Source organism: Arthrobacter sp. HY1533 (genome assembly GCF_027568515.1).
Classification (GTDB): domain Bacteria; phylum Actinomycetota; class Actinomycetes; order Actinomycetales; family Micrococcaceae; genus Specibacter.
On record NZ_JANKZF010000003.1, the window covers coordinates 250,092 to 270,569 of the forward strand.

Here is a 20,478-nt window from a genome sequence, read left to right on the forward strand (position 1 = left end):
TGCCTAGGCCTTCGCGATGGCTTCCTTGAGCGCCGCGAGCACGAACACTACTGAGGCGTTGTTGGCGTTGGGGCCCATCATGCCGATGCGCCACACCGAGGAGGCGAACTGGACCACGCCGGCGCCGATCTCCATGCTGAAGTTCGCCAGCAGGTAGCTGCGCACGGCGGCCGAATCCACGCCGTCGGGCACGCGCACAGTGGTCAGCGACGGCAGCCGGGAACCCTCCGCGGCGAACAGCTCCAGTCCCATTTCCTGAATCCCGTCCTGAAGTGCACGTCCTGCCGCTTCGTGGCGGGCCTGCACGGCGCTGAGCCCCTCCGCCAGCACCCGGTCCAGGCCGGCTTCAAGGCTGGCGATCATGGGCACGGGGGCGGTGTGGTGGTAGGTCCGCTTGCTGCCGCCGGCCGCGCCCACGTATCCGCCAAGAAGTCCAAGGTCCAGGTACCAGGACTGGGGATCCTTGATGCGGCGCTCGAACGCGGCGTCGGAAATGGTGAACGGGGACAGGCCCGGCGCCACGCCCAGGCACTTTTGGGTGCCGGCGTAGCCCACGTCGATCCCCCAGTCGTCGGCGAGCAGTTCCAGGCCACCGATGGAGGTCACGGCGTCGGTGACCAGCAGGGCGTCGCCCTTGAGCTTGCCCAGCGCTGCGATGTCGGAGCGCACGCCCGTGGACGTCTCGGCGTGGACGGCGGCAATGACCTTGGGGTTCGGGTGGGCGGCTGCAACGCGTTCGGGGTCAATGGGCCGGCCCCATTCGTGGTCCACGCGCACCACCTCGGCACCGGTGCGCCGCGCCACCTCGCACATGCGCTCGCCAAAGAGCCCGTTGACGGCCACCACGGCCACGTCCCCGGCGCCCACGGTGTTGACGAACGCCGCCTCCATGCCGGCCGAACCCGTCCCGCTCAGCGGCAGGGTGCGGGCGTTGCTGGTGCCCCAGACCTGGCGCAGCCCGGCGCAGGTGTTGTCCAGCACCTCAAGGAACAAGGGGTCCAGGTGGCCCAGCACGGGATGGCCCAGGGCCTCGATGGCCTCCGGGTAGCAGTTGCTGGGGCCGGGGCCGAACAAGTGGCGGAAAGTCAGCTGGCGGGACATGGCAACTCCTCGTGGGGTGGCGGATCACTCACTCCAAGGGTACGTCCGGTGTGTATTCCGGCGGCATCCCGCGGGCTCCGCGTGTCCGGGCGCCGCACCTGCTTGGCCCGGGTTAAACGAAAAACCCCCGGCCATTGGCCGAGGGTTTTCCTCATCTGGTTGCGGGGACAGGATTTGAACCTGTGACCTCCGGGTTATGAGCCCGGCGAGCTACCGAACTGCTCCACCCCGCGTTGCGTCCTCAACAGTACATGCCTTTGCCGGAATCACCAACTCGAGAGGGTCCCCTGCGCACAACCGCACCTTTTGCGCTCATCGGCGGGTAGCTGACCGCGGATAAGCGCGAATGGTGCGGTCATGGTCTCGACAGGCTCGACCGCCGATGCGGCACCAACCTACCGGTGCTTGAACTCGGCGGCTCGCTTCTCGGTGAAAGCCGCCATGCCCTCTTTTTGGTCCTCCGTGGCGAAGCAGGAGTAGATGCCGCGGCGTTCGTGCCGCACGCCCTCGGCGAGCGTGGTCTCAAAGGCCGCGTTGACGGCCTCCTTGGCGATCATGGCCACCGGCTTGGACATCGCGGCGATGGTGGCAGCCGTGGCCAGTGCCTCATCCAGCAGCGAGTCCACGGGAACCACCCGGGCCACCAACCCGGTCTGTTCAGCTTCCACGGCGCCCATGACCCGGCCGGTCAGGACCATTTCCATGGCCTTGGCCTTGCCAATGGCCCGGGTCAGGCGCTGCGAGCCGCCCATGCCGGGGATGACGCCGAGCTTGATCTCCGGCTGGCCGAACTTGGCGTTGTCGGCGGCAATGATGAAGTCGGCAATCATGGCCAGCTCGCAACCGCCGCCCAGCGCATGGCCGGCGACGGCGGCAATCATGGGCGTGCGGACCCTGGCCAGCTCGTCCCATACCGAAAACCAGTTGGAGACGTACATGTCCACGGAGGACTTGTCCGCCATCTCCTTGATGTCCGCCCCGGCCGCAAAGGCACGGGAGGAGCCGGTGATGACAATGGCCCCGACCCCGGGGTCGTCGCTGAAGGCCTGCGCCGCGGCCAGGATCTCCTTGCCCATGGCATCGCTGAGGGCATTGAGCGCCTCGGGGCGGTTGAGCGTAATGAGGCCCACCCGGCCGCGCTGCTCGGTCAGGATGAGGGAAGGCTGCGTCATGGTTATGGGATTCCGTTCAGTTTGGTTCAAGGCTCTACTCGGATGGGGCGGTGTTGCAATGCTCAGTCGGCGCCGCCGCGTTCGGAGCCGTCGCGGATGGTGTTGATGATGCCGGAGAAGTCGGTGCCGGCGCCGCCGCCCAGGGCGAACTCGCGGTAAATCTCCTCCGCCATGCGGCCCAGCACGGCGTCAACACCCGTGGCGTTGAGGGCCTCGACCGCCAGGCCCAGGTCCTTGGCCATGAGCGCGCCGGCAAAGCCCGGCTGGTAGTCACGGTTGGCGGGGCTGGCCGGGACAGGTCCGGGCACGGGGCAGTTGGTGGTCAGCGACCAGCACTGCCCGGACGCGTTGGCTGCCACGTCGAAGAGCGCCTGGTGGGTCAGGCCGAGCTTCTCCCCCAGGACAAAGGCCTCGCTGACGGCAATCATGGATACCCCGAGGATCATGTTGTTGCAGACCTTGGCGGCCTGCCCGGAGCCGGGCCCGCCGCACAGCACGATCCGTCGCCCCATGACACCCAGGATGCCACCGGCCGCGGCGAAGTCCTCCTCGGAGCCGCCCACCATGAACGTCAGGGTGCCGGCCTCGGCGCCCACCACGCCGCCTGACACGGGCGCGTCCAGGCCCCGGTGCCCGCTGGCCACCACCATCTCGTGGGCCGTGCGGGCGTCCTCCACCGAGATGGTGGAACACTCCAGGAACAGGGCCCCGGGCCGGGCCGCGGCCAGCAGCCCGCCGCCCGGGCCCTCGCCCTCGAAGGCCGCGAAGACGTGCTTGCCGGCGGGCAGCATGGTGACAATGACATCCGCCCCCTCGGCCGCGGCAGATGCCGAGGCTGCCACCACCACGCCGGCGCCGGACGCCGCCTCCAGCGCCGCCGGGACCACGTCAAAGCCCGTGACCTGGTAGCCGGCGGCCACGAGGTTGGCCGCCATGGGCCCGCCCATGTGGCCCAGGCCGATGAAGGCAATTCTTGATTCAACGCCCAACACTTCACTGCCCATGCTGTTCATTCCTTTCGCCCTTCAATGGCACCGCGCAAACACACCGCCGTGTAAATCAGTCGTCGGGGCCGCTCAGGCCCAGTTCCCGCTCCCCCAGGCCGGCAAACGCGCCGTCCACCAACTCCGGGGAAACTTCCGCCAGCGTGGCAGGGCTCCATCGCGGGTTGCGGTCCTTGTCCACCAGCTGGGCCCGGATGCCCTCGGCAAAGTCCGGCCAGCGCAGGGCCCGCAGCGACACCCGCAGTTCCTGGTTCAGGGTTTCCTCCAGCGATGGCTGCACCCGCGCCCGGCGCAGCGCGGCGAGCGTCACGGCCACCGCCGTGGGCGACTTGCCCGCAATGGTCTCCGCCGCCGCATCGGCCGCGGGGTCTCCAACTCGGGCCAACCGCGCAAGGATGGTCCCGGCGTCGTCCGCGGAATAGCAGCTGTCAATCCACCAGCGCTGGGCGGCCAAGGCGGACTCCGGAGGCACCTGCCCGTAGCGCCCGACGGCGGCACTTGCGCTGCGTTCGGCCAGCTCGGCTGCCAGCGTGGGCAACGTGGCGGAGTCGACAAAGTGGCTGGCCAGGCCCATGAGGATCGCGTCGGCGCCACTGACCATGGCCCCGGTCAGGCCCGCGTGCGTGCCCAGTTCGCCGGGCGCGCGGGAGAGCAGGTACGTGCCGCCCACGTCCGGGACAAAGCCGATGCCCGTTTCCGGCATGCCGATCCGGGAGCGTTCGGCCACGATGCGGTGTGAGGCGTGCGCGGAGATGCCCACGCCGCCGCCCAGGACCACGCCGTCCATGAACGTGACAATGGGCTTGGGGTAGCGGCGGATGCGGGCGTTGAGGTGGTACTCGTCGCGCCAGAACTGCTCGCTCGTGTTCCCGCCGTTGCGGGCGTCGTGGTAGATCGAGACGATGTCGCCGCCCGCGCAGAGCCCGCGCTCGCCGGCGCCGGAGATCAACACGGTGGCCACGGAATCGTCGTGCTCCCATGCGTCCAGCGCGGCGGCCACGGACAGGACCATGCCGTGGTTCAGGGCGTTCATGGCGGCGGGCCGGTTCAGGACCAGGTGGCCCAAGTGCCCGGAACGCTCAAGGCGGACCTCGTTGTTTTCCATGGATTCATCCTCCACTTATTGGCGCTCCACGGCCAGACGCCCCACGATCAGGCGCATGATTTCATTGCTGCCCTCCAGGATCTGGTGCACGCGCAGGTCCCGGACCAGCTTCTCCAGGCCGTATTCGCTCAGGTAGCCGTAGCCGCCGTGCAGCTGGAGTGCCTGGTTGGCCACGCGGAAGCCTGCGTCGGTGGCCACGAGCTTGGCCATGGCACACAGCTTGACGGTGTCCGGGGCGCCGGTGTCCAGGGCTTCGGCGGCGCGCATGAGCATGGTGCGCGAGACCTCCAGCTCGGTGTCCATTTGGGCGATCTCAAAGAGCAGGTGCTGCTTGTCGATGAGGGGCCCGCCGAACGCCTGGCGTTCCTTGAGGTAGGCAATGGACTTCTCCAAGGCTGCCCGGCCGCCGCCCAGCGAGCACGCGCCGATGTTGACGCGGCCGCCGTTGAGGCCCTTCATGGCGATGCCGAAGCCGTCGCCCTCCTCGCCGAGCCTGTTGGACACCGGGATGCGCACATCTTCGAACACCACCTGGCGGGTGGGCTGGGCGCGCCAGCCCATCTTCTTCTCGTTCGCCCCGAAACTCAGGCCCGGGGTGCCGGCGGGAACCACGACGGCGGTGATCCCGCGGCTGCCGAGGTCCGCCGTGCGGACCATGACCAGGTACCAGGCTGAGGTGCCGGCCCCGGAGATGAACTGCTTGGTTCCGTTCAGGATGTAGTCATCCCCGTCGCGGACGGCCCGCATGGTCAGGGCCGCGGCGTCGGAGCCGACGCCGGGCTCCGACAGGCAGTAGCTGGTCAGCTCCGTCATGGCCGTGATGCCCGGCAGCCAGGCGGCGCGCTGTTCGCTGTTGCCGAAGGCGTCGATCATCCAGGCCACCATGTTGTGGATGGAGATGTAGGCGGCAATCGTGGGGTCCACGGCGGCCAGCTCCTCGAAGATGAGGACGGCGTCGCTGCGGCTCAGCCCGGAGCCGCCATGCTCCTCCCCCACGTAGATCCCGCCCATGCCCAGGGTCCCGGCCTCGGCCAGCACGTCCACGGGGAAGTGCTTGTTTTCATCCCATTCGGCGGTGTGCGGGGCCAGGGCGTTGGCCGCGAAATCGCGCACCATCTCCACCATGGCGTCCTGCTCGTCGGTGCGTGCAGTCATGGGGTCCTCCTTCTGCCGCGTCTTTGCGGCCAAGCGGAGAGGTGGCGGGTGGCCATCTCGTGGTGGCGGGCCCGCCCAGGGTGGGGCGGCCGCCGTCGTGCTATTTGGTGACCTTGCCCATCAGGGATGCGACGGGTCGCAGGAACAGCGGCTGGGCCAGGAACCAGGCCCCGGCCATGACCACCAGGGAGGCGGCAAAGATGCCAAAGCCCCACCAGTTGACCACGTCGCTGGAGGTGTACATGTGGTTGAGGTTGCGCAGGGCGCCGGTGGCCAGGACCAGGGTCACGTGGACCACGATGAAGGCCACGAAGTACAGCATGACCGGGAAGTGGATGGCCCGGGCCGCCGTGATGGGGTAGATCTTGTTCAGCGTGGCGGCGTTCTTGGGCCAGGCGCCGGACATGCGCAGGCCCGTGGCAATGGCCAGCGGGGCCGCGATGAAGACAGTGGTGAAGTAGGCCAGCAGCTGCAGGCCGTTGTAGTTGACCCAGCCGTTGTCGGTGGGCCAGTCAAGGGAGAGGTACTGCAGCCCGGCGGAGATGGCGTTGGGGAACACGTCCCAGCTGGTGGGCACAATGCGCATCCACTGGCCGGTGGCGAACAGGACGATGATGAAGATGATGCCGTTGAGCACCCAGAGCGCGTCCAGGGTCAGGTGGAACCAGAGGTCCAGGCTGATCTTGGTGGGGTTGCCGGGGGTCTTGATGAGCCCCTTGTTGTTGCGGATCCAGTGTGCGGCGGGGCGCTTGGTGGTGCGCACCTGCCAGCCGGAGCGGATGATCAGCAGGATCAGGAACATGTTGATGAAGTGCTGCCAGCCCAGCCATGCCGGGATGCCCACGGGCGCGCCGGCGGGCAGTTCGGAATGGCCCGGGTAGGTCTCGATGAACGAGGCCACGGGTGCCATGCCCACGAGCAGCCGCGCCACGAGGACAAGCACCGCGAGCACCAGCACGAGGGCGGCCGCGGACACACCGATTCTGGACCACAGGCCCATTTCCTGCCACCGTCCCTTGATGGCGGCGGCCTGCTTGTTGGTGGGGGTCGACATTGTCTTCAAACCTCTTTCAGGTGCTGCTGCGGAAGCTGCCACCGCTCGCGGGTGGTTCATCAAACTCTATTTCTAACATCCCGCCGGGCGGAAACAGTGATCGCCGGTCATATTTGGACCGGATGCACGACGGCGGCAGCCGGGTTTGGTGGGCCCGCACGGCTTCGCGGCGGGACCGCTCAGTCCGGCCGCGCCGCCAGTGCCTCGACGAGCTGCGGCACCACAGTGAACACGTCGCCGACAATCCCGAAGTCCGCCACGTCAAAGATGGGCGAGTCGCCGTCCTTGTTGATGGCCACGATGGTCTTGGCCGTCTGCATGCCGGCCCGGTGCTGGATGGCGCCGGAGATGCCCAGGGCAATGTACAGCTGCGGCGAGACACTCACCCCTGTCTGCCCCACCTGGGCGTGCTGGTCCACGAAGCCGGCATCCACGGCGGCGCGGGAGGCACCCACGGCCGCGCCGAGAGCGTCGGCCAGCTGCTCCACGAGGGCGAAGTTTTCTTTCGAGCCCAGGCCGCGCCCACCGGAGACCACTGTCTTGGCGGTGCGCAGTTCGGGGCGGCTGCTGCTGGCCGCAGCCTGGTTCACCGAGGTGATGCGGGCTCCCGGCACTGCTCCACTGAGGGGGACGGTGGCGGATTCGCCCGCGGCTGCCGGGGCGGCCCCGTCAATGGCGCCCTGGCGGACGGTGATGACGGGCAGCCCGCCCTCCACTGCCGACTCCACGTCGTAGGCGCCGCCAAAGATGGAGTGCCCGGCGACGATCCGGTCCCCGTCCAGGCGCACGGAGACGGCGTCGGCCAGCAGGGCGCCGCCAGTGCGGACGGCCAGGCGGGCGGCAATTTCGCGCCCGTCCACCGAGTTGGCGGCCAGCACGGCAGCCGGGGCATAGGTGGCCACCGCGGCCTCGAGGGCTTCCACGGCCGGGGCCGTCAGGATGGAACCGGCCTGCGGGCCCACGCCGGTGAAGACCACGGCGGCCCCGAGCTGCCCCAGGCGGGCTGTTGTGCCGGCGTCGGGCCCTGCGGTGGCGGCGAGCACGGCCACGGGTGTGCCGAGCGAGGCGGCGGCTGCGAGCAGGCCGCGCGTGGAGGCGGCCGGCTCGCCGGCGGGGGTGAGTTCAATGAGGGCAAGGATGTTCGCCATGGGGTGCCTTCCTAGACCAAGCGGTTTTCAATGAGGAAGCCGGCCAGCTGCGTGCCCGCCGTGCCGTCGTCGGTGATCTTGCGCCCGGCCTCGCGCGGCGGGCGTTCGCTGTGCGCCAGGACCACGGCGCGGGCAGGGGTTGCCGGCAGCTCGAGCTCGGCCAGGGAAAGCGTGGTGACGGGCTTGCGCTTGGCCGTCAGGATGCCCTTGAAGTTGGGGAAGCGGGCCTCGGCGCTGCGCTCGGTCACGGTGACCACGGCAGGCAGGGGTGCGCTGACATTCAGCGAACCGGTGTCGGAGCTGCGCTCGCCGCAGACAGTTCCGCCGCCCAGCTCCACGGAGTTGAGCCCGCCCACGAGCGGCAGGCCCAGGTGCTCGGCCACCATGGCCGGAACCACCCCGCCCCTGCCGTCGGTGGATTCGTTGCCGGCCAGGACCACGTCGGCGTTGACGCCGCGCAGCGCTGCGGCGAGCACCGCGGCGGTGCGCCTGGCATCGGCGCCGGCCAGTCCGCCGTCGAGCACGTGGATGCCGGAATCGGCGCCCATCGACAGCGCCTTGCGAATGGCCTTGGCAGCCTCCTCCGGGCCCATGGCCAGCACCACCACCTCGGTCGACTTGTCGGCATCCTTCACCTGCAGGGCCGTTTCCAGGGCACGTTCGTTGATTTCATCCACCAGGCTGTCCGCGGCCGCGCGGTCCAGCCAGCCGGTGGCCGGCACGAGCGTGCGCTCCTCCGCGGTGTCCGGCACCTGCTTGATGAGAACTGCGATCTTCATTGATTGCCTTCCGTCACTGTGTTGCCCGTCTCATTGCAGATTACTAGGTACCACTAGCATTTACTAGGGATGCCAAGTAAATTGTTGTTCCAGTTGTTTTGCCCTCCACCGCAGGAAAGGAATGCCCATGGCATCCCCCACGCCGCTGCCCATGGACCCGATTGCCGAGGCCAGGCGCCAGTGGATTGCCCATGGCTGGTCCGGCGCGGCCGACGCCATGGCCGCCTTCTCCTCGGTCATGCGCGCCCACCAGATCATGTACGGCCGGGTTGACGCCACGCTCAAGCCGCTGGGGCTTTCCTACGCCCGGCTGGAACTGCTGCGCCTGCTGTCCTTCACGCGCGACGGCGCCCTGCCAATGGCAAGTGCCAGCGCCCGCCTCCAGGTCCATCCGACGTCCGTGACGAGCGTCGTTGACCGGCTGGAACGCGACGGGCTGGTCCGGCGCGAGGCCCACCCCACGGACGGCCGAGCCACCCTGGTGGTGCTGCTGGAGGCCGGCCGGGAACTGGTCGAACAGGCCACGGATGTGCTGAACTCGGATGTTTTTGCCGAACCGGGCATACCCGCCGAGGACCTGCGCACCATGACAGCCATCCTGGCCCGCTTCCGCCGCGACTCCGGCGACTTCACGGATCCGATGCAATACCCCGACCCCCTCTAGACGCTCCCTCACTTCTAGGGCATATTCACCAATCCCTCCCTCACTTTTAGGCCATTTTTTGCCATCCCTCCCTCACTGGTGGGCATGCGGTGCGCCAAGCTCCCCCTGTTGTGAGGGAGCGTCGGGAGAAACACCCCAACAAGTGAGGGAGCGTCAGCAGAAACACCCCTAGAAGTGAGGGAGCGTCGGGAGAAACACCCCTAAAAGTGAGGGAGCGTCGCATTCAAGGGGCGGGGGTTGGGGTTGGGGCGCCACGGCTGACGTCGATGCCCACCTCGACGCCGCGGGCGCCCAGGTACACCAGGTGGCTGGCGGTCTCGGCCAGGGCCAGGCGCAGCGTGAATCCGCGCAATGAGTCGAAGCCGCGCGACCACGTCAGCTCCCGCGACACGTCCCACACCGTCGCCGCCTCCCCCACGGCCAGCACGGCCATGACCTCCCGGGAGCGTTCCAGCGTGTGGAAGCGCAGCTCGGCCAGCCGCGTGGGCAGCCCGCGGAAGCGGTACTCGTGGGCCGGCAGCACCTCCATCTCGGCTCCCACATCCATGATGCCCAGGGAGTGCAGGTAGTCGCCCAGCGGGTTCACGTGGTTGGCTGCCTCCAGCGAGACGTGCGGGGTGATGCGCGGCAGCACGTGGTCGCCCGTGAGGATCAGCCCGTTCGCCTCATCGACCAGGGCGATGTGCCCCGGCGTGTGGCCGGGCGTGGCCAGCACCCGGACCTGCAAGCCGGAGATTGGCAGCAGTTCCCCGTCGGCGAGCCGGCGCTGCGGGGCTGCAATGGCCGTCATCTGCGCCCATGTCTCCTCCTGGAAGCTGACCTCCCCCAGGTATTCGGCGGGCACGCCCCACGCCGCAAACTGTTCCCGGTCCTCGTCCACAAACTGCAGGGGGTCCCCGCGCCAGTGCGTGGGCAGCGGCTCGTTCTCGCCCAGGGCCACCCACGCCCCCGAGGCCGCACGCAGCCGGGCCGCCATGCCCAGGTGGTCGGGGTGGAAGTGGGTCACCACAATGCCCGTGACGTCCTCCGGGCCCAGGCCGGCCGTGGCCAGCCCCGCCATGAGCGCCTCCCAACCCTCATCCGAGTCCCAGCCGGGGTCCACGAGGGCCGATTCGCGGTCGCCCACCAGCAGGTAGGCCAGCGTGTAGCGCATGGGGTTGTTGATGAACGGCACGGGGATGGACCACACACCGGGGCGGACCTCCTCCACGGGCGGGAGCACCTTGGCCTGCCATGCCTTGAACTGTTCCGGTGCCGTAACGCTGATCAAGATGCCCTCCAGGAGCTCAGTATGCTGTCAAAATCCGTGTCGCCGGCGGGTTCACGAGCCACCGCCACCGTGCGGGAGAAGTGCGGTGCCGGGGCGGCGGCCACGTGCATGCCGGAACCGGAAAGCGTGCCCCGGGCTGCCAGGTGGCTGTTTTCGGCGGCCTCCGCGTACGTCAGCACGGGCGTGACGCACGCGTCGGTGCCGTCAAAGACGTCCGCCCATTCCTCGCGGCTCCGTGCCGCCAAGGCCGCGGCAAGAATGCCTGCGAGCGCGGGCCAGCTGGCGGGGTCGTCGCGGTCGGGCAGTGAGTCCGCCTCCAGGCCCAGGCCGGCCAGCAGCTGCGCGTAGAACTGCGGCTCGATGGCCCCGACCGCCACATGCCCGCCGCCGGCACAGGCATACGTCCGGTAAAAGGGTGCGGCGCCGTCCAGCAGGTTGGCCGCCCGGGTGTCGTTCCACAGCTTGACGGAGCGCAGTTCCAGGATGATCTGGGACAGCACGCTCACGCCGTCCACCATGGCCGCGTCAACCACCTGTCCCTGCCCCGAGCGTTCCCTCTCCCACAGGGCGGCCAGGATGCCGGTCAGCACAAACATGGAGCCGCCGCCAAAGTCGCCCACCAGGTTCATGGGAGGCAGGGGCGCGTCGGCGGTGCCCATGGCGTGCAGGGCGCCGGTCAGCGCGATGTAGTTGATGTCGTGCCCGGCCGTTTGGGCGAGCGGGCCGTCCTGGCCCCAGCCTGTCATCCGGGCGTAGACCAGGCGCGGATTCGCCGCGAGGCACTCCTGCGGCCCCAGCCCCAGCCGCTCCGTGGTGCCGGGCCGGTATCCCTCCAGGAAGACATCGGCCTCGGCAAGCAGCGCACGCACCCCGGCGAGGTGTGCCGGGTCCTTCAGGTTCGCCCGGACGGTGGTGCGGCCGCGCTGCAGGTGGGTGCCGACGTCGTATCCGCCAACCGGAGGGGCCGGGCCCACCACGCGGACCACCTCGGCACCCAAGTCGGCGAGCATCATGGCAGCGTGGGGCGCGGGCCCGATGGCGGAGAGCTCCACCACCTTCAGCCCCTGCAGCGGACCGCCCACCCGCTGCCCCTAGGCCCGTGCCGCGGCGAAGGAGTCGCGCAGCTCGCGCTTGAGGATCTTGCCGGCCCCGGACATGGGCAGCGCCTCGGGGAACTCAAAGCTGCGCGGCACTTTGTACCCGGCAATGTGCTCCTTGCAGTGCGCGGCCAGCTCGGCCTCCGTGGCCTGCTGCCCCGGCGCCAGGACCACGACGGCGTGCACGCGCTCGCCATACTGTTCATCCGGCACGCCGATGACGGCGGAGGCCGCAATGGCGGGGTGCTTGCTGAGCGCATTCTCCACCTCGGCCGAGTACACGTTTTCCCCGCCCGTGATGATCATGTCCTTGAGCCGGTCCACCACAAACACAAAGCCGTCGGCGTCCACGTAGCCCAGGTCTCCCGTGTGGAGCCAGCCGCCGCGGAGCGCCTCGGCACTGGCCTCCGGCTTGTTCCAGTAGCCCTGCATGACGTGGGCGCCCTTGCAGCAGATCTCGCCCACGTTCCCCCTGGCCGCTTCCTTGCCGTCAAGGTCCAGGATGGCCACCTCGGAATGCGGGGCCGCGCGGCCTCCGGAGCGCATGCGGCTGCCCTCATGGTCGTCGGGCAGCAGCAGGGTAATGACCGGGGAGGCCTCGGTCTGCCCGTAGGCCTGGGTCAGGCGCAGCCCCGGGAAGCGGGCCTTGGTGCGGTTGAGCACGCCCTCGGAGATGGAGGAGCCACCGTACAGCATGCGCTCCATCGAAGAGAGGTCGTAATTGTTGGAGTCGGGGTGGTCCACCAGGATCTGGATCATGGTGGGCACCAGCAGCACATCGGTGGGTCGGTGCTGCTCGATGGCCTTGAACACGGAGGTCGGTTCAAAGTACGGCACCATGACGTGGGTGCCACCCAGGATGGTCAGCCCGCACCAGGCGGCAAGGTCGGCAAGGTGGAACATGGGGGCTGCGTGCAGGAGTGTGGCGCCGGCCTTGAGCAGCTCGCCGGTGGCGATGGTGCCCAGGCCCGAGGTGACAAAGTTCGTGTGGCTGAGCATGACGCCCTTGGGGAAGCCCGTGGTGCCGCCCGTGTAGTAGACGCCGGCCAGGTCGTCGCCGCCGCGGTACGCATCCGGCACGGGGTCGCTGCCAGCCACGAGGTCCTCGTAGGACAGCATGCCCTCCGGGGTGGGTCCGTCGCCGCAATGGATCAGCGTTGTCAGCCCCGGGGCCTTCTCCCGCAGGATCGGTGCCATGGGCACAAAGGCGTCGTCGATGAGCAGCACATGTGTCTCGGAGTCGGTCATGGAGTAGGCCACCTCCGCCGGGCTCCACCGGATGTTGACGGGGTTCACGGCGGCCCCGGCCCACGGCACGGCGAGCAGGTATTCGGCGTAGCGGTCCGAGTTCATGGACAGCATGCCCACCCTGTCCCCGGCCTGCACACCCAGTTTTTGCAGGGCCCCGGCAAAGCGGGCAATCCGGTCCACGTGCTGCGCATATGTGCGCACACGGTCTTTGTAGATGGTGGCAATGGCCTCCGGATTGGCTTGGAGGGATCGGTGCAGCCCTTGCGTGAGGTACATGGTGACTCCTTGAAAAAATCGACGTTGACTTTCAGGACGAAAATGCGCTGGTGTTGCCTACTTGCCTTCTACTTGCCTTCAAAGATTGCCGGGCGGCGCTCCCCCATGGCCGCCACGGCCTCCAGCAGGTCCTCACTGTGCAGGAACGCTGAATTCCAGAGCGCCACGTGCCGCAACCCGCGCGCAATGTCCTCCTCGCGGCCCTCGTTCAGCACGGCCTTGGTGCCTGCCACGGCGAGCGGCGAGTTCGCCGCCATCTCGGCGGCCATGTTCAGGGCAGCCTCCATGAGCGCTTCCTGGTCCGGCAGCACGTCGTTGACCAGGCCGATCCGCCCGGCCCGCTCCGCCGTGATGTCCTTGCCGGTCAGGGCCAGCTCGCGCAGCTGCCCCTCGCCGATGATGCCGCGCAGCCGCTGCAGGCTGCCGACGTCGGCCACGATCGCCAGCCGCGCCTCCCGGATGCTGAACTTGGCGTCGGCACTGGCCAGCCGGACGTCGGCGGCGCTGATGAGGTCCACGCCGCCGCCAATGCACCAGCCGTGCACTGCCGCGATGACGGGCTTGCGGCAGGCGGCCACGGAGCTGATGGCATCCTGCAGTGTCCTGATCACGCCCAGCAGCTCGGTGCGCTGGGCCGCCTGGGCGGGGGCTCCGGGTCCCAGCTTGCCCAGCCAGGACCCGAGCACCTCTGCCACGTCCAGGCCAGTGCTGAATTGGCTCCCGGCGCCGGCGAGCACCACGGCCCGCACGCCGGGGTCGGCGTCGAGCGCGGCAAAGACCTGCGGGAGCTCGGACCAAAAGGCGAGCCCCATCATGTTGCCGCGCCCCGGCCCGGCAAGGCGGACGACGGCGACACCCGGCGTGGGTGCCCCTTCCACCGTGAACGCCGTCCAGGGTTGGGTGAAGGCGGGGCCGGGCCCCTGTGCGGCAGCGGCCATCAGTACTTTTCGCCCTTCTCGGCCATGGCCACGAGCGAGGCCGGCGGCAGGAAGTGCTCACCGTACTTGGCCGCCAGATCGCGCGCCCGGGCCACGAATCCTGCCGGGCCGCCGCTGTAGCCGTTGATGTACTGGAGCACACCGCCGGTCCAGGCGGGGAAGCCGATGCCCAGGATCGAGCCGATGTTGGCGTCCTCCACGCTGCGCAGCACGCCCTCGTCCAGGCACCGCACGGTTTCCAGGGACTCGGCGAACAGCATGCGCTCCACCATGTCGGCGAAGGGAATTTCCGCCGTGCCGCCATAATTTTCCGCCAGGCCCTCCCACAGCCCGGTGCGGTGCCCGTCGGCGTAGTTGTAGAAGCCGGCGCCGGCCAGCTTGCCCTTGCGCCCGTGGGTCTCCAGCATGGTGTCCACCACGTCGTAGCCGGCGTGGTGGCGGTACTGTTGCACGCCGCCGTCGGCCTCCAGGCCCGCCTTGGTCTCCTTCTGGATCTTGGACATGAGCGTCAGGTTCAGCTCGTCGGCCAGCTGCAGCGGCGCGGCCGGGTAGCCGGCCTGCAGCCCCGCCTGCTCAATGCTGGGGGCCGCAATGCCCTCGCCCAGCATGGCAAGGGCCTCGTTGATGAAGGTGCCGATCACCCGGGAGGTGAAGAAGCCTCGGGAATCGTTGACCACAATGGGCGTCTTCTTGATCTGCTGGGCAATGTCGAAGGCCCGGGCCAGTGTTTCGTCCGAGGTGTTTTTGCCGGCAATGATTTCCAGCAGCGGCATCTTGTCCACGGGCGAGAAGAAGTGCAGCCCAATGAAGTTCGCCTGTTCCCGCACACCTTCGGCGAGGGTGGTGATGGGCAGGGTTGAGGTGTTGGAGCCGAGCACGGCGCCACCGTCCACGAGGTCCTGGATCTCGGCGAACGCCGCCTGCTTGACGGCCACGTTTTCAAACACGGCCTCGATCACCAGGTCTGCGCCTGCCACATCGGCGGCGGCGGCGGTGGGGCTGATTTGCGCCAGCAGGGCGTCGGCTGCCTCCTGGGTCTGCTGGCCCCGCGCCACGGCCTTGTCGGTGAGTGACTTCGAGTAGGCCTTGCCGCGCTCGGCGGCCTCGAGTGAAACGTCTTTGAGGACCACATCCATGCCGCCGCGGGCGCACACATAGGCAATGCCGGCGCCCATCATGCCGGCGCCCAGCACGGCCACCTTCTTGGCCGTGTACTTCTCGAAGCCTGCCGGGCGGCTGCCGCCGGCGCTGATGTGCCCCATGTCGAAGAAGAACGCCTTGATCATGTTCGTGGACACGGGGCCCGTGACAACTTCCACAAAGTAGCGCGACTCAATTTCCAGTGCGGTGTCGAAGTCCACCTGGGTGCTTTCGACGGCCGCGGCGAGGATGGCGCGAGGGGCCGGGTAGTTGGCACCCTTGAGTTGCTTGCGGAGGTTGGCCGGGAACGCCGGCAGGTTCGCGGCGAAGGCAGGAGTGCTGGGGGTGCCGCCGGGGATCCTGTAGCCGGGCACATCCCAGGGCTGCACGGCCTCCGGGTTGGCGGCGATCCAGGCCTTCGCGGCGGGGATGAGCTCCTCCACGGTGTCCACCACCTGGTGCACCAGGCCCACCTCTTGGGCCTTGCGGGGCTTGTACTTCTGCCCCTGCAGCAGCACCTTCATGGTGGCGTCGGCAATGCCCATGAGCCGGACGGTGCGCACAATGCCGCCGCCGCCGGGCAGCAGGCCCAGCGTGACCTCGGGCAGTCCGATGACGGAGCCGCGCGTGTCCGCGGCGATGCGGTGGTGTGCGGCCAGGGCAATTTCCAGCCCGCCGCCCAGTGCCGCGCCGTTGATGGCGGCCACCACGGGCTTGCCCAGGGTTTCCAGGGTGCGCAGCTGGGCTTTGATCTGCTGGCCCAGGTCAAAGATCTTCTGTGCGTCCGCCGGGGTGGCGGCCAGGAGGTCGTTGAGGTCTCCGCCGGCGAAGAACGTCTTCTTGGCCGAGGCAAGCACGACGCCGGTGACGGTCTCCTTCTCTGCCGCGAGACGCTCCACGGCCGCCTGCATGGAGGCAACGTAGTCGCCGTTCATGGTGTTGGCGGACTGCTTGGGGTCATCCAGCGTGAGGATGACAACGCCGTCGGCGTCCTGTTCCCAGCGGATGGTGTTTGTGTGGTTCACGTTTTCCTCGCTCATGCCTGGACCCTCTCAATCAGTGTTGCCACGCCCATGCCGCCGCCAATGCACAGCGTCACCACGGCCCGGTGCTTGCCCGTGCGTTCCAGCTCGTCCAGCACGGTGCCCAGGATCATGGCCCCCGTGGCGCCCAGTGGGTGGCCCATGGCAATGGCGCCGCCGTTGACGTTCAGCCTGTCATCCGGGATGCCCAGGTCCTTTTGGTACTTCAGGACCACGGAGGCGAAGGCCTCGTTGATCTCAAACAGGTCAATGTCCTCCACCCCAAGCCCGGCCGTCTTCAGCAGCTTTTCCGTGGCGGGAGTGGGGCCCGTGAGCATGATGGTGGGGTCGGCGCCCGAGGTGGCCGTGGCAACAATCCGTGCCCGCGGCGTCAGGCCCAACTGGGCACCCACCTCGGCACTGCCCACCAAGACCAGGGCGGCGCCGTCGACAATTCCCGAGGAGTTGGCGGCGGTGTGGACGTGGTCGATCTTCCCCACGGCGTGGAATTTCTGCAGCGCCACGGCGTCGAAGCCGCCGGCCTCGCCCATCGCGGCGAAGGCGGGGCGCAGGGTTGCCTGCGACTCGGGCGTGGATTCGGGGCGCATATGCTCATCGACGGCCAGGACCACCAGCCCGTTCTGGTCCTTCACGGGGATGACGGAGTTGGCGAAGCGCCCCTCGGCCCAGGCCCGCGCGGCCAGCTGCTGCGAGCGCACGGCGTAGGCGTCCACATCCTCGCGGCTGAAGCCCTCCATGGTGGCGATGAGGTCAGCGCCCACGCCCTGCGGGACAAAGTAGCTGTCGTAGTTGGTGGCCGGGTCCATGGCCCAGGCGCCGCCGTCGGAGCCGATGGGCACGCGCGACATGGATTCCACGCCGCCGGCAATGACCAGCTGGTCCCAGCCCGAGCGCACCTTTTGGGCGGCCACGTTGACTGCCTCCAGGCCCGAGGCGCAGAAGCGGTTGAGCTGCACGCCTCCCACGGTGTCCGGCAGGCCCGCGGCCAGAACGGCGGTGCGGGCGATGACGGCGCCCTGGTCGCCCACGGGCGAGACGACGCCCAGGACCACGTCGTCGATGAGGTTTTCATCCAGGCCGGGGTGGCGCTCGCGCAGAGCGTCGATCAGGCCCACCACCAGGTCGATGGGCTTGGTCCCGTGCAGGGAGCCCTTCTTGCCGCGGCCGCGCGGGGTGCGGATGGCGTCGTAGATGAATGCTTCGGGTTGTTCGCTCACGTGAGCTTTCCTTCCATTGACGTCCCCGCCCCGGTGGGAAGGGCGGGTGGCAAAACCTGGTACTAACGGTGAGATGGGCCCCACACCGCGAGGGTCCCGCTGCGAGCTTGCGAGCAGTGGGAGCGGTGAGGGATTACAGGGAGCGGGCGATGAGTTCCTTCATGACCTCGTTGGCGCCGGCCAGCACGCGCAGCACCCTGTTGTCGGCGTACATGCCGGCAATGGGGTATTCCATCATGTAGCCGTAGCCGCCAAAGAGCTGCTGGCAGCGGTCCACCACCTCGGCGGTCCTGTCGGTGATCCAGTACTTGGCCATGGAGGCGGTTGCGGCGTCGAGTCCGCCGTTGGCGTGGCGGGTGATGCAGTCGTCCAGGAAAACCCGGTTGACGCGGGTGATGGTGGCGCATTCGGCCAGTTCGAAGCGGGTGTTCTGCAGTTCAAACAGGGGCTTGCCGAAGGCTTCGCGGGTCTTGGTGTATTCCAGGGCTGCCTCCACGGCGGCCTCGCTCATGGACTGGGCCAGGATGGCTGTGATGAGCCGTTCCTGCGGCAGCTGGGCCATGAGCTGGTAGAAGCCCTTGCCCTCTTCGCCGCCGAGGATGTTGGCGGCCGGGATGCGGAGGTTGTCAAAGAACAGCTCGGAGGTGTCCTGGCCCTTCAGGCCAAGCTTGTCCAGCTTGCGCCCGCGGGTGAAGCCGGGTGTGTCCGCTCCCACCTCGGCCACGAGCAGAGAGATGCCCTTGGCGCCCTGGGCGGTGTCGGTCTTGACGGCGATGACCACCAGGTCGCAGAGCTGGCCGTTGGAGATGAAGATCTTGGAGCCGCTGACCAGGTAGTCGTCCCCGTCGCGCACGGCCCGGGTGGTGATGGCCTGGAGGTCTGAGCCGGTGCCGGGCTCGGTCATGGCGATGGCGCCGACCCATTCGCCGCTGCACAGCCTGGGCAGCCAGCGCAGCTTTTGTTCCTCGGAGGCGTAGGCCAGCAGGTAGTGCGCCACGATGCCCTCGCTGACGGCGAAGCCCAGGCTGCCTGCCCCGGCCCGGGTCTGTTCCTGCAGGAGCAGTGCCAGGTTGGCGAAGTTACCGCCCCCTCCCCCGTATTCCTCGGGGATGGACATGCCGCACAGGCCAAGCTCGCCGGCCCGTGCGTAGAGGTCCTTGTCCGGATGCCCCTGCTTCTGGAATTTCTCCTCCAGCGGGGCCACCTCCCTGGTGAAGAATTCCTTGAGCAGGGACGCGACGTCGCGCAGATCGTCGTCGATCCAGGCCGATGAAAACGTAGTTGTTGACATACCGCCAATAGTTCAGGACTATTGACATCGTGTCAATAGGTGGCGCGAGTCTTAACTTTCCGTCCATGAAAGCGATGGCCATGACTGCACAAACCCCTGATTCCTACACGGCCATCACCTACTCCGTGGCGGACCGGATTGCCACCGTGGCGCTGAACAGGCCCGAGGCACGCAACGGCTACACCCTGGCCATGGCGCACGAGCTCGAGCACGCCTTCCTGGCCGCCGATGCCGACCCCGCGGTGCAGGTGGTTGTGTTCACCGCGACGGGCAAGGACTTCTCCGTCGGCGCGGACCTCAGCGGAGGCGGCTTTGACATGTCAATGACCGATTCCGCCAGCGATTGGCAGGAGCCTGCCGGGCGTTGCTCCAAGACCATCTACGGCATGAACAAGCCAGTCATTGCGGCCCTGCGCGGCGTGTCCGTTGGCGGCGGCATCACCATCACGCTCTCCTGCGACTTCCGCCTGGCCTCCACCGACTCCCGCTTCTCCTTCCCCTTCAGCCGCCGCGGCATCTTCCCCGAGGGCGGCTCCACCTGGTACCTGCCCCGACTGGTGGGCATGACAAAAGCCGCCGACTGGATGCTCACGGGCAGGCTCTTCGGCGCGCAGGAAGCGCTCGACGCCGGCCTGGTCACCTCCGTGCACGAACCCGACGACGTGCTGGAGGCCGCCTACGCCCTGGCCCGTGACATCATCGCCAACACCTCCGAGGTGTCCACGGCCGTCATCAAGCAAATGCTCAACCGGCTCAGCGGCCTGGACTCGCCCTTCCCCGCGCACGCCGTGGACTCCCGGCTCATCGCCGGGCTCCCGGGGCACGCAGACACGGTGGAGGGCGTGAAGTCGTTCCTGGAAAAGCGGTCCCCCTCCTTCCCCCTGACGGTGCCGGCGGACCTGCCGCAGTGGCTGCCCTGGCTGGACACGGAGGCAACACCGTGATGGGGACCAGCCCGGCCACCGCCGCACTTGAGGTGCCCGGCGTCGAACTTCACGAGGAGCACCGGCGGCAGCGGCTCAACCCTGATGAGCGGCGCCAACAGATTTTTGCCTGCGCGCAGAAGCTGTTCAACGAGCGCGCCTTTGAGGACGTCTCCGCGACCGACATTGCGGCGGCGGCGGGCGTGGCGCGCGGGCTCATCAACCACTATTTCGGCAACAAGCGCGGGCTGTACCTGGAGGTCGTCAAGGTCAGCTCCACGGTGTCGGCGGTGGCCGTGGCGGCACTGCCGGACGGGACGCTGCAGGAACGGATAGCGATTGCCGTGGACTGGTTCCTGGATTCACTGGAGACCTCCGGGGCCACCTGGCTCTCCTTTGGCGGAGGCATGGGGCGCGACCCGGACCTGGAAAAGATCCTTATTGCGGCCGAGAACGAGTCCATTGAGCTGCTCATTGAGGCGTGCGGGCTGGCCGGGCGCACCGCAGGGCGCGAGCAGATCCGCGCCATGTTCCGGATCTACGCCCAGCTGGCCCGCAGCGGCGGGCGCGAATGGCTGCTGCGCAAGACTCTCACTCGCCCGCAGGTGCATGCCCTGCTGGCGAGCACACTGACGGTCATCGTGGAAGAAGCCGTCCCGGCGATTTAGCAGGCCGGTGGTCGGGCCGGACCCGGTGGTCGAAGCGGACCCGGTGGTCGGGCCGGACCCGGTGGTCGAAGCGGACCCGGTGGTCGAAGCGGACCCGGTGGTCGAAGCGGACCCGGTGGTGGGGGGGGGGGGGGGGCCGGGGGGGGCGCCCCCCCACCCCCCCCCGCCCCCCACACACCCGC

18 protein-coding genes and 1 tRNA gene are annotated in these 20,478 nt (G+C 68.5%); 3 read left to right on the forward strand and 16 right to left on the reverse strand.

The genetic code is table 11. The features are described from left to right. Positions 1-3: 3 nt before the first annotated feature. The 9 genes from PCK14_RS04355 to PCK14_RS04395 form a co-directional block, all read right to left on the reverse strand. Positions 4-1,101 carry a pyridoxal-phosphate-dependent aminotransferase family protein gene (locus PCK14_RS04355; RefSeq protein ID WP_269937238.1) on the reverse strand — a complete coding sequence of 366 codons (1,098 nt, stop codon included), beginning with the start codon at positions 1,099-1,101 and terminating at the stop codon, positions 4-6. A 156-nt stretch (positions 1,102-1,257) separates the two neighbouring features. Next, positions 1,258-1,334: transfer RNA gene (locus tag PCK14_RS04360), tRNA-Met, on the reverse strand. A 162-nt stretch (positions 1,335-1,496) separates the two neighbouring features. Next, the gene (locus PCK14_RS04365; protein WP_269937239.1) at positions 1,497-2,273 is read right to left on the reverse strand and encodes an enoyl-CoA hydratase; all 777 of its coding nucleotides are present in this window, start codon (positions 2,271-2,273) and stop codon (positions 1,497-1,499) included. Positions 2,274-2,335: 62 nt separating this feature from the next. Continuing rightward, positions 2,336-3,277, reverse strand: a complete 942-nt coding sequence (mmsB, locus tag PCK14_RS04370) for a 3-hydroxyisobutyrate dehydrogenase (RefSeq protein WP_269937240.1) — start codon at positions 3,275-3,277, stop codon at positions 2,336-2,338. A gap of 55 nt (positions 3,278-3,332) precedes the next feature. Next, positions 3,333-4,382 (reverse strand): enoyl-CoA hydratase/isomerase family protein, encoded by a 1,050-nt coding sequence (locus PCK14_RS04375; RefSeq protein WP_269937241.1) that lies wholly within the window; start codon positions 4,380-4,382, stop codon positions 3,333-3,335. 15 nt (positions 4,383-4,397) lie between these two features. Continuing rightward, positions 4,398-5,537 carry an acyl-CoA dehydrogenase family protein gene (locus PCK14_RS04380; protein ID WP_269937242.1) on the reverse strand — a complete coding sequence of 380 codons (1,140 nt, stop codon included), beginning with the start codon at positions 5,535-5,537 and terminating at the stop codon, positions 4,398-4,400. 100 nt (positions 5,538-5,637) lie between these two features. Then, entirely contained in the window at positions 5,638-6,537 is a 900-nt protein-coding gene (locus PCK14_RS04385; RefSeq protein ID WP_442864660.1) for a cytochrome b/b6 domain-containing protein, read from the reverse strand. A 233-nt stretch (positions 6,538-6,770) separates the two neighbouring features. Continuing rightward, positions 6,771-7,739: an electron transfer flavoprotein subunit alpha/FixB family protein gene (locus tag PCK14_RS04390; RefSeq protein WP_269937244.1), complete on the reverse strand. Its 969-nt coding sequence runs from the start codon at positions 7,737-7,739 to the stop codon at positions 6,771-6,773. 11 nt (positions 7,740-7,750) lie between these two features. Further along, positions 7,751-8,518, reverse strand: coding sequence for an electron transfer flavoprotein subunit beta/FixA family protein (locus PCK14_RS04395; protein WP_269937245.1), 768 nt, complete (start codon positions 8,516-8,518; stop codon positions 7,751-7,753). Positions 8,519-8,645: 127 nt separating this feature from the next. On the opposite strand from PCK14_RS04395, the gene PCK14_RS04400 reads away from it, so the two are divergent. Further along, positions 8,646-9,182, forward strand: coding sequence for a MarR family winged helix-turn-helix transcriptional regulator (locus PCK14_RS04400; RefSeq protein WP_269937246.1), 537 nt, complete (start codon positions 8,646-8,648; stop codon positions 9,180-9,182). 223 nt (positions 9,183-9,405) lie between these two features. On the opposite strand, the gene PCK14_RS04405 is transcribed toward PCK14_RS04400, so the two are convergent. The 7 genes from PCK14_RS04405 to PCK14_RS04435 form a co-directional block, all read right to left on the reverse strand. Continuing rightward, positions 9,406-10,452, reverse strand: coding sequence for an MBL fold metallo-hydrolase (locus PCK14_RS04405; protein ID WP_269937247.1), 1,047 nt, complete (start codon positions 10,450-10,452; stop codon positions 9,406-9,408). Continuing rightward, on the reverse strand, positions 10,449-11,534 hold the full coding sequence (locus PCK14_RS04410) for a CaiB/BaiF CoA transferase family protein (RefSeq protein ID WP_269937248.1): 1,086 nt from the start codon (positions 11,532-11,534) through the stop codon (positions 10,449-10,451). The genes PCK14_RS04405 and PCK14_RS04410 overlap by 4 nt, the downstream gene beginning before the upstream one ends. Before the next feature lie 9 nt (positions 11,535-11,543). Next, positions 11,544-13,076 carry an acyl-CoA synthetase gene (locus PCK14_RS04415; RefSeq protein ID WP_269937249.1) on the reverse strand — a complete coding sequence of 511 codons (1,533 nt, stop codon included), beginning with the start codon at positions 13,074-13,076 and terminating at the stop codon, positions 11,544-11,546. A gap of 68 nt (positions 13,077-13,144) precedes the next feature. Then, positions 13,145-14,014: a crotonase/enoyl-CoA hydratase family protein gene (locus PCK14_RS04420; protein WP_269937250.1), complete on the reverse strand. Its 870-nt coding sequence runs from the start codon at positions 14,012-14,014 to the stop codon at positions 13,145-13,147. Next, positions 14,014-16,194, reverse strand: coding sequence for a 3-hydroxyacyl-CoA dehydrogenase NAD-binding domain-containing protein (locus tag PCK14_RS04425; protein WP_269937251.1), 2,181 nt, complete (start codon positions 16,192-16,194; stop codon positions 14,014-14,016). The genes PCK14_RS04420 and PCK14_RS04425 overlap by 1 nt, the downstream gene beginning before the upstream one ends. Further along, positions 16,191-17,414, reverse strand: coding sequence for an acetyl-CoA C-acetyltransferase (locus tag PCK14_RS04430; RefSeq protein ID WP_269937252.1), 1,224 nt, complete (start codon positions 17,412-17,414; stop codon positions 16,191-16,193). Before PCK14_RS04430 ends, PCK14_RS04425 begins: the two co-directional genes overlap by 4 nt. Before the next feature lie 133 nt (positions 17,415-17,547). Continuing rightward, positions 17,548-18,705: an acyl-CoA dehydrogenase family protein gene (locus PCK14_RS04435; RefSeq protein ID WP_269937253.1), complete on the reverse strand. Its 1,158-nt coding sequence runs from the start codon at positions 18,703-18,705 to the stop codon at positions 17,548-17,550. Between the two features lie 80 nt (positions 18,706-18,785). Between PCK14_RS04435 and PCK14_RS04440 the strand changes: the two genes are divergently transcribed. Together PCK14_RS04440 and PCK14_RS04445 are read left to right on the forward strand one after the other, a co-directional pair. Beyond that, on the forward strand, positions 18,786-19,649 hold the full coding sequence (locus tag PCK14_RS04440; protein ID WP_269937254.1) for an enoyl-CoA hydratase-related protein: 864 nt from the start codon (positions 18,786-18,788) through the stop codon (positions 19,647-19,649). Beyond that, on the forward strand, positions 19,649-20,296 hold the full coding sequence (locus PCK14_RS04445) for a TetR/AcrR family transcriptional regulator (protein WP_269937266.1): 648 nt from the start codon (positions 19,649-19,651) through the stop codon (positions 20,294-20,296). The genes PCK14_RS04440 and PCK14_RS04445 overlap by 1 nt, the downstream gene beginning before the upstream one ends. Positions 20,297-20,478 lie beyond the last annotated feature (182 nt).

Coding starts and splice junctions, on each gene's coding strand:
- PCK14_RS04385 (WP_442864660.1), bottom strand. CDS start 6,537: ATGGGCCTGTGGTCCAGAATCGGTGTGTCCGCGGCCGCCCTCGTGCTG.
- PCK14_RS04400 (WP_269937246.1), top strand. CDS start 8,646: ATGGCATCCCCCACGCCGCTGCCCATGGACCCGATTGCCGAGGCCAGG.
- PCK14_RS04355 (WP_269937238.1), bottom strand. CDS start 1,101: ATGTCCCGCCAGCTGACTTTCCGCCACTTGTTCGGCCCCGGCCCCAGC.
- PCK14_RS04420 (WP_269937250.1), bottom strand. CDS start 14,014: ATGGCCGCTGCCGCACAGGGGCCCGGCCCCGCCTTCACCCAACCCTGG.
- PCK14_RS04440 (WP_269937254.1), top strand. CDS start 18,786: ATGACTGCACAAACCCCTGATTCCTACACGGCCATCACCTACTCCGTG.
- PCK14_RS04365 (WP_269937239.1), bottom strand. CDS start 2,273: ATGACGCAGCCTTCCCTCATCCTGACCGAGCAGCGCGGCCGGGTGGGC.
- PCK14_RS04435 (WP_269937253.1), bottom strand. CDS start 18,705: ATGTCAACAACTACGTTTTCATCGGCCTGGATCGACGACGATCTGCGC.
- PCK14_RS04395 (WP_269937245.1), bottom strand. CDS start 8,518: ATGAAGATCGCAGTTCTCATCAAGCAGGTGCCGGACACCGCGGAGGAG.
- PCK14_RS04375 (WP_269937241.1), bottom strand. CDS start 4,382: ATGGAAAACAACGAGGTCCGCCTTGAGCGTTCCGGGCACTTGGGCCAC.
- PCK14_RS04425 (WP_269937251.1), bottom strand. CDS start 16,194: ATGAGCGAGGAAAACGTGAACCACACAAACACCATCCGCTGGGAACAG.
- PCK14_RS04445 (WP_269937266.1), top strand. CDS start 19,649: ATGGGGACCAGCCCGGCCACCGCCGCACTTGAGGTGCCCGGCGTCGAA.
- PCK14_RS04380 (WP_269937242.1), bottom strand. CDS start 5,537: ATGACTGCACGCACCGACGAGCAGGACGCCATGGTGGAGATGGTGCGC.
- PCK14_RS04415 (WP_269937249.1), bottom strand. CDS start 13,076: ATGTACCTCACGCAAGGGCTGCACCGATCCCTCCAAGCCAATCCGGAG.
- PCK14_RS04390 (WP_269937244.1), bottom strand. CDS start 7,739: ATGGCGAACATCCTTGCCCTCATTGAACTCACCCCCGCCGGCGAGCCG.
- mmsB (WP_269937240.1), bottom strand. CDS start 3,277: ATGGGCAGTGAAGTGTTGGGCGTTGAATCAAGAATTGCCTTCATCGGC.